This window comes from Sphingopyxis sp. CCNWLW2, from assembly GCF_037095755.1.
GTDB lineage: Bacteria > Pseudomonadota > Alphaproteobacteria > Sphingomonadales > Sphingomonadaceae > Sphingopyxis.
Genome location: NZ_JBAWKJ010000001.1, coordinates 781,331 through 796,018, shown reverse-complemented (window position 1 = coordinate 796,018; position 14,688 = coordinate 781,331). Strand labels below are relative to the sequence as shown.

21 protein-coding genes are annotated in these 14,688 nt (G+C 62.4%); 6 read left to right on the top strand and 15 right to left on the bottom strand.

The features are described from left to right. Positions 1-68 precede the first annotated feature (68 nt). From ahpC to V8J55_RS03745, 9 genes are all read right to left on the bottom strand, one after another. Complete coding sequence (gene ahpC, locus V8J55_RS03785; protein ID WP_062185594.1) at positions 69-632, bottom strand: alkyl hydroperoxide reductase subunit C; 564 nt, start codon at positions 630-632, stop codon at positions 69-71. 142 nt (positions 633-774) lie between these two features. Continuing rightward, positions 775-1,068, bottom strand: a complete 294-nt coding sequence (locus V8J55_RS03780) for a hypothetical protein (RefSeq protein ID WP_056369387.1) — start codon at positions 1,066-1,068, stop codon at positions 775-777. Between the two features lie 171 nt (positions 1,069-1,239). Then, on the bottom strand, positions 1,240-1,509 hold the full coding sequence (locus V8J55_RS03775; protein WP_056369389.1) for a hypothetical protein: 270 nt from the start codon (positions 1,507-1,509) through the stop codon (positions 1,240-1,242). 201 nt (positions 1,510-1,710) lie between these two features. Further along, entirely contained in the window at positions 1,711-2,268 is a 558-nt protein-coding gene (locus V8J55_RS03770) for a hypothetical protein (protein ID WP_056369390.1), read from the bottom strand. A 36-nt stretch (positions 2,269-2,304) separates the two neighbouring features. Beyond that, positions 2,305-2,727, bottom strand: coding sequence for an NADH dehydrogenase ubiquinone Fe-S protein 4 (locus V8J55_RS03765; protein WP_193749215.1), 423 nt, complete (start codon positions 2,725-2,727; stop codon positions 2,305-2,307). 100 nt (positions 2,728-2,827) lie between these two features. Then, complete coding sequence (locus V8J55_RS03760; protein WP_336444418.1) at positions 2,828-3,343, bottom strand: Hsp20/alpha crystallin family protein; 516 nt, start codon at positions 3,341-3,343, stop codon at positions 2,828-2,830. Positions 3,344-3,417: 74 nt separating this feature from the next. Beyond that, positions 3,418-3,897, bottom strand: a complete 480-nt coding sequence (locus tag V8J55_RS03755) for an Hsp20 family protein (protein ID WP_062185590.1) — start codon at positions 3,895-3,897, stop codon at positions 3,418-3,420. A gap of 204 nt (positions 3,898-4,101) precedes the next feature. Then, the gene (locus V8J55_RS03750) at positions 4,102-5,196 is read right to left on the bottom strand and encodes a calcium:proton antiporter (RefSeq protein WP_238586768.1); all 1,095 of its coding nucleotides are present in this window, start codon (positions 5,194-5,196) and stop codon (positions 4,102-4,104) included. Between the two features lie 106 nt (positions 5,197-5,302). Then, the gene (locus V8J55_RS03745; RefSeq protein WP_062185588.1) at positions 5,303-5,671 is read right to left on the bottom strand and encodes a hypothetical protein; all 369 of its coding nucleotides are present in this window, start codon (positions 5,669-5,671) and stop codon (positions 5,303-5,305) included. A gap of 210 nt (positions 5,672-5,881) precedes the next feature. Between V8J55_RS03745 and V8J55_RS03740 the strand changes: the two genes are divergently transcribed. Further along, positions 5,882-6,577 (top strand): arsinothricin resistance N-acetyltransferase ArsN1 family B, encoded by a 696-nt coding sequence (locus V8J55_RS03740; protein ID WP_238586767.1) that lies wholly within the window; start codon positions 5,882-5,884, stop codon positions 6,575-6,577. 87 nt (positions 6,578-6,664) lie between these two features. On the opposite strand, the gene arsH is transcribed toward V8J55_RS03740, so the two are convergent. Genes arsH through V8J55_RS03720 form a run of 4 tightly spaced genes read right to left on the bottom strand, consistent with a single transcriptional unit; the run spans position 6,665 to position 9,274 of the window. Further along, positions 6,665-7,420: an arsenical resistance protein ArsH gene (arsH, locus tag V8J55_RS03735; RefSeq protein ID WP_336444417.1), complete on the bottom strand. Its 756-nt coding sequence runs from the start codon at positions 7,418-7,420 to the stop codon at positions 6,665-6,667. A gap of 5 nt (positions 7,421-7,425) precedes the next feature. Next, the gene (arsB, locus tag V8J55_RS03730) at positions 7,426-8,493 is read right to left on the bottom strand and encodes an ACR3 family arsenite efflux transporter (protein ID WP_062186929.1); all 1,068 of its coding nucleotides are present in this window, start codon (positions 8,491-8,493) and stop codon (positions 7,426-7,428) included. Positions 8,494-8,503: 10 nt separating this feature from the next. After that, positions 8,504-8,932 (bottom strand): arsenate reductase (glutaredoxin), encoded by a 429-nt coding sequence (gene arsC / locus V8J55_RS03725; RefSeq protein ID WP_062185582.1) that lies wholly within the window; start codon positions 8,930-8,932, stop codon positions 8,504-8,506. A gap of 12 nt (positions 8,933-8,944) precedes the next feature. After that, positions 8,945-9,274, bottom strand: coding sequence for an ArsR/SmtB family transcription factor (locus tag V8J55_RS03720; protein ID WP_058538767.1), 330 nt, complete (start codon positions 9,272-9,274; stop codon positions 8,945-8,947). Positions 9,275-9,709: 435 nt separating this feature from the next. Here V8J55_RS03720 and V8J55_RS03715 point away from each other — a divergent pair, with 435 nt between their 5' ends. Then, positions 9,710-10,084, top strand: coding sequence for a glycine zipper 2TM domain-containing protein (locus V8J55_RS03715; protein WP_062185580.1), 375 nt, complete (start codon positions 9,710-9,712; stop codon positions 10,082-10,084). 89 nt (positions 10,085-10,173) lie between these two features. Here the strand turns inward: V8J55_RS03715 and V8J55_RS03710 are convergent, their stop codons facing one another. Beyond that, positions 10,174-10,455, bottom strand: coding sequence for a DUF1153 domain-containing protein (locus tag V8J55_RS03710; protein ID WP_336444416.1), 282 nt, complete (start codon positions 10,453-10,455; stop codon positions 10,174-10,176). A gap of 263 nt (positions 10,456-10,718) precedes the next feature. Between V8J55_RS03710 and V8J55_RS03705 the strand changes: the two genes are divergently transcribed. Next, positions 10,719-11,153 carry a hypothetical protein gene (locus tag V8J55_RS03705; protein WP_193749213.1) on the top strand — a complete coding sequence of 145 codons (435 nt, stop codon included), beginning with the start codon at positions 10,719-10,721 and terminating at the stop codon, positions 11,151-11,153. Between the two features lie 181 nt (positions 11,154-11,334). Here the strand turns inward: V8J55_RS03705 and V8J55_RS03700 are convergent, their stop codons facing one another. After that, positions 11,335-11,838 (bottom strand): DUF983 domain-containing protein, encoded by a 504-nt coding sequence (locus tag V8J55_RS03700; RefSeq protein WP_336444415.1) that lies wholly within the window; start codon positions 11,836-11,838, stop codon positions 11,335-11,337. Between the two features lie 149 nt (positions 11,839-11,987). On the opposite strand from V8J55_RS03700, the gene V8J55_RS03695 reads away from it, so the two are divergent. The 3 genes from V8J55_RS03695 (at position 11,988) to V8J55_RS03685 (ending at position 14,367) form a co-directional block, all read left to right on the top strand. Beyond that, a complete protein-coding gene (locus tag V8J55_RS03695) occupies positions 11,988-12,308 on the top strand; it encodes a helix-turn-helix domain-containing protein (RefSeq protein WP_062186927.1) in 321 nt (106 codons plus the stop codon). Further along, the gene (locus tag V8J55_RS03690; protein WP_152682485.1) at positions 12,305-13,966 is read left to right on the top strand and encodes a SulP family inorganic anion transporter; all 1,662 of its coding nucleotides are present in this window, start codon (positions 12,305-12,307) and stop codon (positions 13,964-13,966) included. Before V8J55_RS03695 ends, V8J55_RS03690 begins: the two co-directional genes overlap by 4 nt. 95 nt (positions 13,967-14,061) lie before the next feature. After that, positions 14,062-14,367 (top strand): alkylphosphonate utilization protein, encoded by a 306-nt coding sequence (locus tag V8J55_RS03685; RefSeq protein ID WP_062185572.1) that lies wholly within the window; start codon positions 14,062-14,064, stop codon positions 14,365-14,367. Positions 14,368-14,688 lie beyond the last annotated feature (321 nt).

The window sequence follows — 14,688 nt, the reverse complement described above, 5'->3', positions numbered from 1 at the left end:
CAGAATCTTTTGTTTTATGAAAAGCTGAGACCGGGCGGGCGCCGCCCGCCCGGTCCTCGCAAATCGGCTTAGATCTTGCCGACGAGTTCGATCGAGGGAGCCAGCGTTTCGGCGCCTTCTTCCCACTTCGCCGGGCAGACCTGGCCGGGGTTGGCGCGGACATAGACTGCAGCCTTGATCTTGCGGACGAGTTCCTCGGCATTGCGGCCGACGCCTTCGCTGGTGATTTCCATCACCTGGATCACGCCGTCGGGATCGACAACGAAGGTCGCGCGGTCGGCGAGGCCCGAATCTTCACGCAGCACGCCGAAATTGTTGGCGAGGACGTGGTTCTGGTCGCCGAGCATGTGATAGTTGATCTTCCCGATCGCGGGCGAGCTGTCGTGCCAGGCCTTGTGGCTGAAATGCGTGTCGGTCGACACCGAATAGACCTCGACGCCGAGGCCCTGAAGCGTGGCATACTGATCCGCGAGGTCTTCGAGCTCGGTCGGGCAGACGAAGGTAAAGTCGGCCGGATAGAAGAAGAAAACCGCCCACTTGCCTTTGGTGTCGGCGTCCGTCACGGGGACGAACTTGCCCTGGTAGTATGAGGTGGCGTTGAACGGCTTGATCGAGCTTCCGATGATACCCATGGGAGAGTGTTTCCTTTGTTTGCTGCACTGCAAAACGATTTGCAGAGGCGCATCTATGCACTCCGTCCCGGCGGCTCAATTCCAATTTTTCGGGTACAGTAATCGTCTCGGTCGATTAAAATGAGAGCTAAATTTCAACCGTTCAGCGAGAAGCTCGCCGCAAGCCGCACAGCATCTCGATCACCTCGGAGTCGAATGCGTCGGGGGCATGTGGCGCGATTTTGCGAAAGCGGCTCGCGCAATAGGCTGCGCGCGGCCCCAGTTCCGCAACATCTCTGAAGTTCAGCGCCGTCCCGGCATTCCCCCCGGCAAGGTCGGGCATGTTAGCGAGCACGGCGCGGACAGTAAAAATCGCTCCGGGACGAACCTGGGAGGGGTAGCAGTCGTGCCGGCTGACGCACAGCGCCAAGTCATCCACTCGCCAATCGTCCGTCATAATCAACCTCGTGGTTGTTACGCAGCATCTGCCAGAGGTTATCATATTTGAAGAGCAGTGACGAATCGCTTGCGCCATTGAAGGAATCCAGGGGGCGAGAGGAATGAGGACCGGTAGCAATCGGTCCAGATCAACATAGGCTTCCCGCCGCTGCGGCCGAGCGAAGGAACACTACCGTTCAAATGCCACTGATTCGGAGACTTCTAAAGGCGGATCGCACATCGCTGACAGCGCGCCAGAGCGGAATCCGGGAAGGCCCTTCAGGTGCTCGATCAGCAATTCCCATCCAACCAGCGCTTCATCGAACGTCCAGACTTTTCCGGCGACCCTGACGTCGCAACAGACCAGGTCGGTTGTGAGTTCGTCGCGCTTATAGAAGGTAACCTTCTGCACATCTGTGATGGGGAGCCGGGAAAGAAGCTCTGCGTCGATACAGGTCATGGGAACATGCCTCAAGATTCGCCCGCCGGGCTAAGTTTCGGGTTTCGAGAAACTGCGCCGCCCGATTGGGCAAGCCCGTGAGCGGCGGGTAAAATAAAACGCGTTTCCGTCGTCTCATGTTCCATTTTTTACGGCGCAAAAGAGAACAAAAGCCCAAAGGGGGAGCAGCGCGTGATGCGCCGCTCCGCGCTCCCGGTGGCTCTAGGTCGTGTATTGCGCCGGGTGTTCGATCGCGACCTCGGTCTCTTCGGCGGTCGGGTCCGACAACATGCCCCCGCAGTCGCCGGAGCTCCTCGACACGACCTTGGGCTTCTGTCCGGACCCGTGCGAAGTGACCTCGACGCTGCGGCTGCAGGTTCCCGCTCCGCTGCTGGTCGCTACGTAACGATAGCTTACGGTTCCGGCCGGCAGCGAGCCGAGGCTGGCGAGGTTGATCTCTCCGAGCGGATTCGGCTGAGATTGCAGCGCGAGCATATGCCGCATCATCATGTCGCTTTGCCGGTTCATTGCCGCCGCGATCCGGTCGAACATCGCGAAGGGGGCCGCGTCGAACGGGTCGATCCACTGGACCGGAACGAAGCGTGCCGCGGGCGCCACGACAACCTTCGGCGCGATCTCGCCTCGATATTCGATCCGCGCGATCGAGCCATCGGGCAGACCGACCTTCATCACACGGGTTTCGGCAGGTGCCGCCAACGCCGTGCCTGCGGCTGCAAGAGCCGCGACACCGGCGAAGACGGCCGTACGGATTTTACGCATCAATCGTCCTCCTCTGTTGATGATGGAAGCCAAAATCTATCCTGCGAAACTGAATGCAGAATGACTCGCCGCGTCCGGCCTGGCCTGTGTTTCGCGGTGCGCGCCGATCGGATAATCGCCGCAGCGCAAAGCGTGCGGACCAGTTGGCGAGCAACAAAGCCGGGGCGGCGCTTCGCTAGTCAAGCAGGGCATGGCTGGCCGGCGTACTTCAGACGAGCCCCGTATCTCGAACGGGATAGTCGCTCGCCGGCAGTAAAGCTCGGCCGCATCGCGGTTCGCGAAGCGAAGTTCGATCTGTCCGAGGGGATCGCCGCCGCCGGTCCATCCGGTCAGCGGATCGGCCCGTGGAACCCAGCGCGGGCCGAAGCGCAACCGCCACAGTCCGGCATGCGCGCGGCCCGACTGGTTTACACGAAGGGGCACAGGCTCGATAATCGCCCATGCATCGGGCGGCAACATGCTGGCGCGATGGCCGACCGATGCACAATTATCATTTGCCGGCGAGGGGGGCGACGCGCCCCCGTAGCCCGGCCCGGGACCGAAGTCCCGGACCTGCCCGTCACGCCGCCTGTCCATTGATCGGGATACGGCGGACATTTTCGTTCGCCGCCTCCGCCTTCGGCAGGGTGACCGTGAGCACGCCATTTCTGAAGGTCGCGCTCGCCTTGTCGCGTTCGACACCGCGCGGGAGACCGATCCGCCGCTCGAAGCGGCCGTAGCTGCGTTCGCTATAGCCGCGGTCCTTGTCTTCGACTTCGGACTTCTTCTCGCCGCGAAGCGTCAGCACGCCTTCCTCGACACTGATGTCGACATCCTTCTCGTCCAGCCCGGGGAGCTCGGCGACGATGCGGACCTCCTTGTCGGTCTCGCCGAACTCGAGGTTCGGCCACGCGGGTTCGCGGCTGAGACCGCCGAACGACGACAGGCCGAAGCCGCGAAAGACATCGTCGAACAGCCGGTTGACGTCGCGGTGAAGCGAGAGGAGCGGATGATCGCCCCGCCCCTGCTCGGCGCGCACCGCGACGGGGAGCCGGTTCTCCTGCCGGCTCCAGGGAATCAGATCACGAATAGACATGATGTCATCTCCTTTCTGGCTAGAGGGTTCAGCAAGGCTCGCCGCCGTCATCGGCGGCGAGCCGGTGGCCTCGATCAGGCCGATTCGCGGTCTTTCTCCCGCGGGGCTGCGAGGCGATCCTGGGCGGGCGAGCTGCCGCCGATCTCGATCTTGCGCGGCTTCATCGCCTCGGGGACGACGCGCTGCAGATCGATCCGCAGCAGACCATTGTCGAAACCGGCGGATTCGACTTCGACATAGTCGGCAAGCTGGAAGCGCCGTTCAAAGGGGCGAGCCGCGATCCCGCGGTGGAGATACTGCTCCTCGTCCTTCTCTTCGCCGCGCTTGCCGCTGATGGTGAGCTGGTTCTGCTGGGCGACCACCTCGATATCCTCGGGGCGGAAGCCCGCCACCGCTAGCGTGATGCGGTAGCTGTCCTCGCCCCGCCGCGAGAGGTCGAAGGGCGGATAGCCTTCGCTGCCGTCGCCGCGCTGATCGGTCTCGAGGAGATCGAACAGGCGGTCGAAACCGACCGTGGAGCGCCGGAAAGGCGCAAAATCAAAGCTGCTTCTCATTTTCCAAATCCTCCTAAGTGAGCAATTTGGGCATGAGACGCGCCGGAGAGAGCCGGCGCTCTCATTTGACCCACCGGGCCCGGTTTCGGCGCCCGGCGATAAAAAGCTAGGAAGCGCCAAATCACTTTCAAGAGCTTTTTGCTTCGCCACTGCTTCGGCCCGTCGCATCATCAGACTTTGCCCGGCACGGCGAACTCAGGACGATCAGGAAAAGACCGTCGTAAAAATATAGGCGGCCAACAGTACGAGATGCACGGCGCCCTGCAAAATCGTGGTTCGTCCGGTTCCGAAAGATAAAATCGCGACGCCAAGCGAGAGCGCCAGAAGTGTCATGCCCTTGGGGTCGAGGCCGAGGGATAGCGGCCAGCCCATGACGAGTGCCGCAATCGCTACCGTCGGGATCGTAAGGCCGATTGTCGCAAGCGCCGATCCCAGCGCAAGGTTGAGACTTGTCTGGAGGCGGTCGCGCCGCGCAGCGCGCAATGCCGCAAGACTTTCCGGAGCGAGAACGAGCGCGGCGACGGCAATGCCGACAAGCGCGCGCGGCAATGCGGCGGCAGCGATCGCTGTTTCGAACGGTTTGGAGAGGCTTTTGGCGAGGAAGACAACGCTCACCAACGCGAGCAGAAGAAGGCCAAGCGATAGTGCCGCCGCGCGCGAGCTGGGTGGCGAAGCATGCGCATCGCCGGCCAGCGCGCCTACGCCTTCAGGCAGGAAATAGTCGCGATGGCGGATGGTCTGGACAAACACGAAGGTTGCGTAGAGCAGCGTCGACACGATCGCGGTAAATATAAGCTGCGCGGCGGAATAAGAGGGCGAGGCTGCGTTCGCGCTCACACTCGGCAGAACAAGTACCAGCGTTGCCATCGCCGCCAGCACGCAGAGCGCGGCGTTGACTCCTTCGAGCACGAAACGCTGCTCGCCGTGCCGAATGCCGCCGACCAACAGGCATCCGCCGACAACGCCGTTGAGGATAAGCATGATTGCGGCAAACACCGTATCGCGCGGCAAGGCCGGATTCGCCGACCCGCTCAGCATCATGGACAGAATCAGCGAAGCCTCGATAATGGTGACCGCGCCTGCGAGGATCAGCGTGCCGAACGGCTCTCCTACCCGGTGGGCGACGACCTCGCCATGATGGACCGTCGCGAGGATGCAGCCGACAAGGATCGCGCTTGTTCCGGCAAGAGCGATACCGTCCGTTTGTGCCGGATGCAGCAGAAGTGCTACCAGGCCTGCAACAGGCATCCACCGGGGCCAGCTCGACATCACCGCAGCCGAAAGGGACTGGATTCTCATGACGCGCCTTTCTGAAACAGGCCGGCGCGCGAAAGTCAAACGTGCAACTCCGGTTCTCCTGGACCGGCCGAGTTCGGACAGAATTAAGCCCCTCTAGGGGTGCCGATCAGAAGTCGCAGGCCGGTATCTGCTTCGCGTCGCGCTCGGCGACGAGGGTCCGCACCTCGGTTTCCAGCTCGAAGCGCGCCGATCTGAAGTCGTCGTCGTGAATCGCGCCGCGGTCGTAGTCGCGTTGCAGCCGGTCGCGATCTCTTGCCCGTTTTGCGAGTTCGCCGTCGATCCGGGATCGGCGCCGTTCGCTCTCGGCGCGCAGTTTCTCGATTTCCGGCAGGGCCTTCTTCCGCCAGGCGGGATCGGTCGCACGGGCCATCTCACCCTCAGAATCGGCGAAAATCTCGAAGCAGGCCTGGTTAGGTGTTTCGGATGCTTCGGAAACGGACGGCGCGATCAGCGCGACAGCAAGGAGAAGGGGCATGAGCGTTGGATAGCAAATGGCATTCCCGGTTTCTACCGGGGCATATGGCGCCGAGATGATTACGCCGTGCGACTTTGCTCGCACTTCACGGCGATTGGTACCCGAGATCTCAAAGCGATCATCCTGACCGTTTGGAGAGCAGGTTTCGCACCTTCGTCGGAAGGGCACTGCAATCGTTCGCTTTGCGCCGTCCGCATGCGATCCTGGCGAATGTCGGCTACCTCGGATTGGCGGCCGGAAGCTGCCGGTCAGAAATCGGCCAATCCTGCATGGGACCAGATCTGCGGCGAATGGCCGGAGTGGGCGGCTTCCGTACAGGCAGCCTCCGCGCTCCTCACAGGCTTAAGTGGACGCAGTGCCTTGATTGCCGGGACGTGGCGGGCCAGTCTGATTAAATTCTGCTTCGGAGGTGGTGCAAACATGCATGTGCGTCAAATAACGATGGGGGACGCGCCAGCGGTTCAAGTAATTTACGCACCCTATGTAACTGCCACCACCATCTCGTTCGAGGAAGTCCCGCCTGATATTATGGAGATTGAAAGGCGCATCGCCGCTATTCTGCCGCGCTATCCCTATCTGGTAGCCGAAGTGGATGGGCGGGTCGTCGGTTATGCCTACGCCAGCGAACATAGGGCGCGCGCCGCATACCGGACATCTGTCGATGTAGCAGTCTATGTGGCGCCTGGCGCGCAACGGCGCGGTGTAGCGCGAAGTCTATACTCGCGCCTGCTGGCTGACGCGGCAAGCTTGGGCTATCACGCGGCTTTTGCTGGCATCGCACTCCCAAACGACGCAAGCGTCGGGCTGCACGAAACCATGGGCTTCGAGCCGGTGGGCATCTACCGTGAGGTCGGGCGAAAATTCGATGCTTGGCACGACGTCGGTTGGTGGCAACGACTGCTGTGAGCGATGTAGAAGTGCCAAGGCATCGCTGAAGCGATTTTACTCATATCGAAGTGTGGGCAATGGGCGGAAACTGGTCCCGATGGCTCTTCAGCGCCCCGGCAACCGGGCTAGTTCAGCCGGCGTGGCAGTTGGTTTCTTGCGGTCCTTGCGCTCGGAATAGCGGTCGACGAGCTGGTCCGCATGACCGCGTGTCAGCACGGTGAAGCGCACCAACTCCTCTGCGACGTCGACGATACGGTCGTAGTAGCTCGAGGGCAGCATCCGGCCGGCCTCGTCGAACTCCTGATAGGCCTTCGCGACGCTCGACTGGTTGGGAATGGTGATCATCCGCATCCAGCGGCCAAGGACGCGCAGCGTGTTGACGCTGTTGAACGATTGCGATCCTGCCGACACCTGCATCACGGCCAGCGTGCGGCCCTGCGTCGGGCGAAGGCCCTTGTAGGCGAGGGGGAGATGGTCGACCTGTGCCTTCATGATTCCGGTAATCTGGCCATGGCGTTCGGGGCTGCACCAGACCTGGCCTTCGGACCAGATCGAATGCTGCCGCAGCTCCTCGACCGCGGGGTGGTCGTCGTCGGCGATCTGATCGGGCAAGGGGAGGTCAGACGGATCGAAGATGCGTGTCTCGCAGCCGAAGAGCTGGAGCAGGCGCGCCGTCTCTTCCACGACGAGGCGCGAATAGGAGCGTTCGCGTAAAGACCCGTAGAGGAGGAGGATGCGCGGCGCCGGATCGAGCGGGCCGAGGCCGAGGGCGGGTTGCGCGCGGAGATATTCGGGGCTGAGCGCCGGCAGACGGTCGGGATCGGTAAGCGTGCGCAGGCGATTATGGGTCTGTTCTGTCATGATACTCAGGATTGTGAAGGAACGGTCGAGGGAAACCAGCGGCGTCCGAGGCGGAAAGCGACGCCGACGAGGAGAATGAGGATGGGAACCTCGACGAGCGGCCCGATCACGGCGGCGAAGGCGACCGGCGAAGCGAGCCCGAAGGCCGCGATGGCCACCGCGATAGCGAGCTCGAAATTATTGCCTGCGGCGGTGAAGGCGACCGCGGTGGTGCGCGGATAGTCCGCCTCGATGAGCTTGCCCATCCAGAAGCTGATGAGGAATTGGACGACGAAGTAGATAGTGAGCGGGATCGCGATCCGCACGACGTCGGCAGGGATGGTGACGATCTCGCCGCCCTTGAGGCTGAACATCGCGACGATCGTGAACAGCAGCGCGACGAGCGTGATCGGGCCGATCCTGGGCAGGAAGCGCGTCTCGTACCACTCGTCTCCCTTCGCCTTCGTGAGAAAGCGGCGGGTGAGGTAGCCGGCAATGAAGGGAATGCCGAGATAGATGAGAACCGCTTCGGCGATCGTCCAGAAGCTCACGTCGATGACGCTGCCTTCGAGCCCGAACAGCGGCGGCAGGACGGTCAGGAAGAACCAGGCGTAGATGCTGAAGAAGAGGATCTGGAAGATCGAATTGAAGGCGACGAGCGCCGCGACATATTGATTGTCGCCCTTCGCGAGCTGGTTCCAGACGATCACCATTGCGATGCAGCGCGCGAGGCCGATCAGGATCAGGCCTGTCATATATTCGGGCTTGTCCGAGAGGAAGATGACCGCGAGCGCGAACATCAACGCCGGGCCGATGATCCAGTTTTGGATCAGCGAAATCGCCAGAACGCGTTTGTCCTCGAACACGCGCGGCAGCTCGTCGTAACGCACGCGGGCAAGCGGCGGATACATCATCAATATGAGGCCGATTGCGATCGGGATGTTCGTCGTTCCGATCGACATGGCGTCGATCGCGGCGGGCAGCCCCTTGAAGGCCGACCCGAGCAACACGCCGAGGCCCATGGCAAGAAAAATCCAGAGTGTCAGATAGCGGTCGAGGAACGACAGGCGTTCGCGTTTGGCGGCAGTGGTCAAGATGCCGGCCTCATCCCTGGACGCGATTGCCAGCGGCATCGACGACCCGTTCGCCATCTTCCTTGGAGAAGGCTCCAAGCTGCCGTGCGGGCAGGATGTCGAGCACGGCTTCAGACGGGCGGCAGAGCCTGACCCCGAGCGGCGACACGACGAGCGGGCGGTTGATGAGGACGGGATGCTCCATCATCGCATCGAACAGGATGTCATCGCTCAGGCTTTCGTTTCCGAGGCCGAGGTCTGCATAAGGCGTGCCCTTCTCGCGGAGCAATTCGCGTGGCTTGATTCCCGCCCGGTCGATCAGTTGTTCGAGCAGTGCACGAGCCGGCGGCGTTTTTAGATATTCGACGACATGCGGCTCGATCCCGGAATTCCGGATCAGCGCGAGCGTGTTGCGTGACGTGCCGCAGTCGGGATTGTGGTAGATGATGATGTCGGTCACACGCCGGTTCCTTCAGCAGCAGGTGAGTTCGGCCAGAAGCGGTTCGCACAGCTCGGGGCGGCTTTGGCAACAGTCCTTCGCAAGGAAGAGCATCAGTTCTCGGAGCGTATCGATATCGGCTCGCTGTATCTGCTGCCGCCCGAGTTTCTCGGATTTTACGAGACCGGCTTTCGCGAGCACAGCGAGATGCGTCGAGAAGGTGCTCTGCGTGAGACCCGACGCGTCAACAAGTTCACCGGTCGATAGACCCTCCGGCTCATGCCGGACAAGAAAGCGGAAGGCTTCGAGACGTGTCGGATGGGCGAGAGCGGCGAGAGCGGGAAGCGCGGAATCGATATTCATACATCGGAATTATCCGATGCGTTGACGCTCGTCAATTCCTATCGGAAATATCCGATGAATTTAGCCGAGTGTCCGCTATTACCCCACTCGTTGGCTAATAGCGGACAGTATCCAACCGGCCACTTTGGTCTTCAAATCGCCAATCTTTGGACGCCAAAAAAGACGCCCGCGCGGCCGAAACCGTGCGGGCGTCAGATGAAGATCTCGGTTTTCTGAAAGGACGAGGTCTCCTGGGTCGCACGGCGCATATAATGTTGCGGGCCGGGTGATAATTGTACCGCTGCGCCAAAAAAGATGCCTTGGCGCGCATTGGACGTCGACCGCAGGTTGGTTCAAATAGGACCCGTTCTGCAATCGGCCGAGCCATGGCGGGTTGTTCAGCCGGGGTTCGGCTGCGCGCCGCTACGTCCGGTCCATGATTGAAGGAGACGGGTCATGAAAAAATATATCGCCGCCGCGGTCCTCGCTGCGCTCGCCGTTCCCGTCGGCCCGGCGCTGGCGGATCCGCCGCCCTGGGCGCCGGCGCACGGCAAGCGCGCCAAGGATCGTGGTCTTTATGACGGATATGGGCGCTATTACGAACCCCGCCGCATTTCGCACAACGACCGTATTTGGCGGAGCAAGGATGGCCGCTACCACTGCCGCCGCGAGAATGGCACGACCGGATTGATCATTGGCGCCGCCGTCGGAGCGCTCGTCGGGCGCGAACTCGATGGAGGGCGTGACCGCACGGTCGGCACGATCATCGGCGCGGCCGGCGGTGGCCTGCTCGGGCGGGCTATCGATCGCGGCGAACTGAAATGCCGCTGATGTGAAAGGACGGCGCGAGAGGGACCAGTCTGCTCGCGCCGTCCCCTTGGACACCGCACGCAGTGGGGGTGCGGGCGGTGACGAAAAATCTATCCGACAGTCTGATCCCGCAGGCGACGTGCTTCCGTCACGCGCAGCCCGGGTATGCCCGCCCGGTCGATAGTGCGGCGCCACGATTCCAGCTCTTCGCCGCTGAGGCGGTATCTTGCGCAGGCGTCGGCCAGCCCGTTCAGCCCGCCATCGATCGCGGCAAGCAACTCCGCCTTGCGGCGTGCGACCCAATAGCCTGCCGTCGATGAAGGCAGATCGTCGATTGTCAGCGGCCCGACCGGCCCGGCGACCGATGTCGGCCTCGTCGTAAATTCGAGCACTGCGAACTCTCCATTCGCTCGGCTGCTGCCGTATGAGTGCCCCCCGCGGCAAAGATGCGGTTTTGAGGTTAACAAAAGGTTGCGGAGGGGCATGGGATGCGCCCAACCGTTCGTCGCTCATGGGACGCGACGGGCCAATTTATGTGCGGGAGGGCGAGCCGCCTGCGGTCCTCTCAACGATTGCCGCTATTGCCAGGCCGGGCGGAATGCTGCAGCATTTTTCCATTAAGAGGGGGAAACTTATGCGAAATGCGAATATTTTTATGGCGATGGCGCTGGTGGCATCGCCGGCTCAGGCTCAGACGGTGCCGGACCTGCCCGCCAATCCGCTGAAGGCGATCGATGGCGAATGGTATGGCGTCGACCACAAGATCAAGTTGTCCGTGGCAAATGGCGTGGTAACGATCGTGGAGAACGACACCGCTGATCCCTACCTCAAGAAGATCGCGGCACCTGCCGGAACCGTCATCGCTCGCATCACGGGCGTGGAATCGACCGGACCCAAGTCGGCGCGGTTCGTCGGCCAATGCCTCGAATTGATCGACACCTCGCGGTCAGACACGATGGCGTGCCCTGGTCACGCTTTCGTGCAGTCGGCGGCCTACGACGGCAAGCCCGGATTGAAGATCAATTTCTGGACCGCCGCTTTTCTTCGCAAGGGCAATATTCCGGAGTATCAATGGCAATATCGGAAGTGACGGGCGAAAGAGCGGAGCAATAATTTCCGGCAACAAAATCAGGGGCCGCTTGGGCCAGATCCGATGTGATAGCAGCCCGTCCGCTATCAGCCACTAACCGCGCTGTCGCGGTTCGGATGCCGCGCGGAGGTTTCAAATCCCGCCTGATGGGCCATGATCGGGGCAGGCCCACCGATAACCTTCATTTGTCGCGACCGGTATTTTCCGGAGCGCGTCGTTCCGTGGTGAATCCGTGCATGCCGAACCACCACTGCAATGCGATTATCGCGCCCTTGGCGGGTTGAAGGAACCCGATCATCAAAACGAGCATGGCGGTCACGATTATCGCGGCCAATGCGATGAGCGACAGCTTCGTGTCCTGAACGAGTGCAATGATGATCGGCGCCATAATATGCCCCGTCAGGAGGATCGCGATATAAGCCGGGAAATCGTCGGCTTGCTGATGCGTCCAGTCTTGCGCGCACGCGGAGCAAATAAGGACGGGTTTGAGAAAGCGATGAAATAGCTTCGCTTCGTTGCAGCGGGGACAGCGACCGCGCGCGCCGCGGAGCATCGCTTTCCAGGCCGAGGCAGGAAGCTCCGCGCTTTCCGTCTTAGGATTCCCGTGATTGGCGGAGATCGGTAATTTTCGGGCGTTGTCCGCACGATAAGAGCGATCCAGAGGCGTTTGCATGAAATCGGGCATCAGCCGCCTCCTGCGCGAAGGTGGGAGCAGCGAGCGGCTCCCGCCAAAGCAAGCATATTCGATATAATGGCGAGCATGATGTATATATACAGCATCGATCCATAATGTTAAGATTGATAAATGATGTATGAAACATCATTGGAGTCGATATGATCACATCGCAGCAGATGCGCGCGGCGCGCGCGCTCCTCGGGATCGACCAGCGCGAGCTTGCCGAACTCGCGGGTCTCTCGCTTCCGACGATCCAGCGCATGGAGGCGTCGAACGGCCAGGTCCGCGGTGTCGTCGATACGCTGGTGAAGGTGATTACGGCGCTGGAAAGCGCCGGCATCGAACTGGTCGGCGAATATTCATCGAGTGTCGGATCCGGGCGCGGCGTGCGGCTTCGCGAGCCCGCCGACGCCGATCCCAAGGCGCCCGGCCGCGCGCTTCTGTCCGCCAAATTTCCGAGCCGGCCCGCAATCCGGTGAAGTCCGAGGCCTATACGCCGAAGCTCTTCACGGTCTTTCGCGAGGGTTATTCCGTCGCCACATTTCGCGCCGATGCGATCGCGGGTCTGACAGTTGCCATCGTCGCGTTGCCGCTTGCCATGGCACTCGGTATCGCCAGCGGCGCCTCGCCCGACAAGGGGCTGATTACAGCCGTCGTCGCGGGTTTCCTGATCTCGGCGCTCGGCGGATCGCGCGTGCAGGTGGGCGGGCCGACCGGCGCCTTCGTCGTCGTGATCTTCAACGTCATCGCGAGCCACGGCTATGACGGCCTGTTGATCGCGACCTTGCTCGCCGGGCTCATCCTCATCGCGGCGGGACTGCTCCGTTTCGGCCAGATGATCAAATATATCCCGCATCCGGTGGTGACCGGCTTCACCGCGGGGATCGCGGTCATCATCGCCTCGAGCCAGGTCAAGGATTTCCTCGGCCTCGCCATCGACAAGGTGCCCGCCGACTTCCTCCCCAAGTGGCAGGCTTATCTGGGGGCGCTGCCCAGCGCGAACTGGGCCGCGATCGGAATCGGCGGCGGCGCGCTGGCGATCATTATCGCGCTCCGCAAATTCGCGCCGCGGCTGCCGGGCTTCCTGATCGCGGTGGTCGTGACCTCGCTCGCCGTCCCGCTTCTGAACCTGCCGGTCGACACGATCGGATCGCGCTTTCCCGACATTCCGGCGGGCCTTCCGTTGCCCTCGTTTCCCGACATCTCGCTCGTCAAGATCAATGCCGTCCTGCCGTCGGCCTTCACGATCGCCTTTCTCGCCGGGATCGAGGCGCTGCTGTCCGCAGTCGTCGCCGACGGCATGGCCGGTACGCGGCATCGTTCGAACCAGGAACTGGTCGGGCAGGGCGTCGCCAACCTCGGTTCGGCGCTGTTCGGCGGCCTCCCGGCCACCGGAGCGATTGCGCGCACCGCGACCAATATCCGGTCGGGTGCGAAGACGCCCGTCGCGGGCATGATGCACGCGGCCTTTCTGCTCGTCTTCATCCTCTTCGGCACGGACCTGATGGCCTATGTGCCGATGGCGGCGCTCGCCGCGATCCTGTTCATGGTCGCCTGGGGCATGAGCGAGTATCAGCGCTTCCTCGCGCTGCTGCGGATGCCGAACAGCGACCGGGCGGTGCTGCTCATCACCTTCGGATTGACAGTCCTCGTCGATCTGACGGTGGCGATCGCGGTCGGGGTGACGCTCGCGTCGCTGCTTTTCATGGCGCGTATGGCCGAAGCGGTCGAGGTCGATCGAAGCGGGCGGCGCGACGCCGAACTCGATGCCGAAGATCTCGACCAGCGCGATGACCTGCCGCCGGGCGTCGAGGTGTTCCGGATCGCCGGTCCCTTCTTTTTCGGGGTCGCGGGTGAGCTGCTCGACACGCTGCGCCGCGTCGGGCAGTCGCCGCGCGTCATCATCTTGCGCATGCGGCTCGTACCGCTCCTCGATGCGAGCGGCGCGCAGGCACTTGAGGAATTTGTCGAACAGGCTCGGCTGGCGGGCGCGCGGGTGATTGTCTCGGGGGTGCAGCCCCAGCCGCGGGCGATGCTCGGGCGGATCGGCCTTGGCGAAGCGGCGGGCCGCATCGCCTATGCGGCCGATTATGCGGGCGCGCAGGCGCTTGCGATCGATCTCGCGGGTGCGAAATGACAGCGGCCCCTGTGAGCGGCAGGCCATTCGCACGCGCCGTTTCTCGATCGGCCGGCGGCCGGGAAACCCAATTCTGACCAAGTCTGGAGAATGAAATGAGTGACAGTGACGACTATGCCTATGACGAGGAAAGCGGCGAGTGGATGCCGGCGTCGGAGCTTGCGGAACGCAAGGCCGCGGCCTCGCAGGTCGAGGTTCGCGACGCGGTCGGGAACCTGCTCGAGGATGGCGACAGCGTCGCACTGATCAAGGATCTCGAGGTCAAGGGGGCCGGCAAGACGCTCAAGGTGGGGACGGTCATCAAGTCGATCCGCCTGACGGGCGATCCGCAGGAGATCGATTGCCGTCACGAGAGCATCAGGGGGCTCGTCTTGCGCGCCGAGTTCGTGCGCAAGCGCTAGGTTTTCCGCTTGCGAAGCCTTGTCGTGGCGGCAGCGGCGCGTGGCTCGTCGCCGGGCCGATCGGTGGAGCCGCAAAGTTCCGCCGGCCTGCCGGGGCCGGATCGACCGGGCCTCGCGATGACGTTCCACCACAATACCGAGAAACGGAACTTGCGACATGATTTCCCAGAATCTCAAACCGACCGCACGGAACAGCCGCTTCTATCTGGCTCGCATGCAGGCGTGTCAGACGGAAGCGAACGAGGCGTCGCTTCCGAACGTACGGGACCGGGCCCTTCGTGCGGCCGTTGCATGGCGCGAGATGTATCAGAAGGCACTGCA

Bases quoted from the DNA above. Each gene is read 5' to 3' on its own strand.
- ahpC (WP_062185594.1), bottom strand. From the start codon at position 632: ATGGGTATCATCGGAAGCTCGATCAAGCCGTTCAACGCCACCTCATAC.
- V8J55_RS03780 (WP_056369387.1), bottom strand. From the start codon at position 1,068: ATGACGGACGATTGGCGAGTGGATGACTTGGCGCTGTGCGTCAGCCGG.
- V8J55_RS03775 (WP_056369389.1), bottom strand. From the start codon at position 1,509: ATGACCTGTATCGACGCAGAGCTTCTTTCCCGGCTCCCCATCACAGAT.
- V8J55_RS03770 (WP_056369390.1), bottom strand. From the start codon at position 2,268: ATGCGTAAAATCCGTACGGCCGTCTTCGCCGGTGTCGCGGCTCTTGCA.
- V8J55_RS03765 (WP_193749215.1), bottom strand. From the start codon at position 2,727: ATGTTGCCGCCCGATGCATGGGCGATTATCGAGCCTGTGCCCCTTCGT.
- V8J55_RS03760 (WP_336444418.1), bottom strand. From the start codon at position 3,343: ATGTCTATTCGTGATCTGATTCCCTGGAGCCGGCAGGAGAACCGGCTC.
- V8J55_RS03755 (WP_062185590.1), bottom strand. From the start codon at position 3,897: ATGAGAAGCAGCTTTGATTTTGCGCCTTTCCGGCGCTCCACGGTCGGT.
- V8J55_RS03750 (WP_238586768.1), bottom strand. From the start codon at position 5,196: ATGAGAATCCAGTCCCTTTCGGCTGCGGTGATGTCGAGCTGGCCCCGG.
- V8J55_RS03745 (WP_062185588.1), bottom strand. From the start codon at position 5,671: ATGCCCCTTCTCCTTGCTGTCGCGCTGATCGCGCCGTCCGTTTCCGAA.
- V8J55_RS03740 (WP_238586767.1), top strand. From the start codon at position 5,882: ATGTCGGCTACCTCGGATTGGCGGCCGGAAGCTGCCGGTCAGAAATCG.
- arsH (WP_336444417.1), bottom strand. From the start codon at position 7,420: ATGACAGAACAGACCCATAATCGCCTGCGCACGCTTACCGATCCCGAC.
- V8J55_RS03720 (WP_058538767.1), bottom strand. From the start codon at position 9,274: ATGAATATCGATTCCGCGCTTCCCGCTCTCGCCGCTCTCGCCCATCCG.
- V8J55_RS03715 (WP_062185580.1), top strand. From the start codon at position 9,710: ATGAAAAAATATATCGCCGCCGCGGTCCTCGCTGCGCTCGCCGTTCCC.
- V8J55_RS03705 (WP_193749213.1), top strand. From the start codon at position 10,719: ATGGCGATGGCGCTGGTGGCATCGCCGGCTCAGGCTCAGACGGTGCCG.
- V8J55_RS03700 (WP_336444415.1), bottom strand. From the start codon at position 11,838: ATGCCCGATTTCATGCAAACGCCTCTGGATCGCTCTTATCGTGCGGAC.
- V8J55_RS03695 (WP_062186927.1), top strand. From the start codon at position 11,988: ATGATCACATCGCAGCAGATGCGCGCGGCGCGCGCGCTCCTCGGGATC.
- V8J55_RS03685 (WP_062185572.1), top strand. From the start codon at position 14,062: ATGAGTGACAGTGACGACTATGCCTATGACGAGGAAAGCGGCGAGTGG.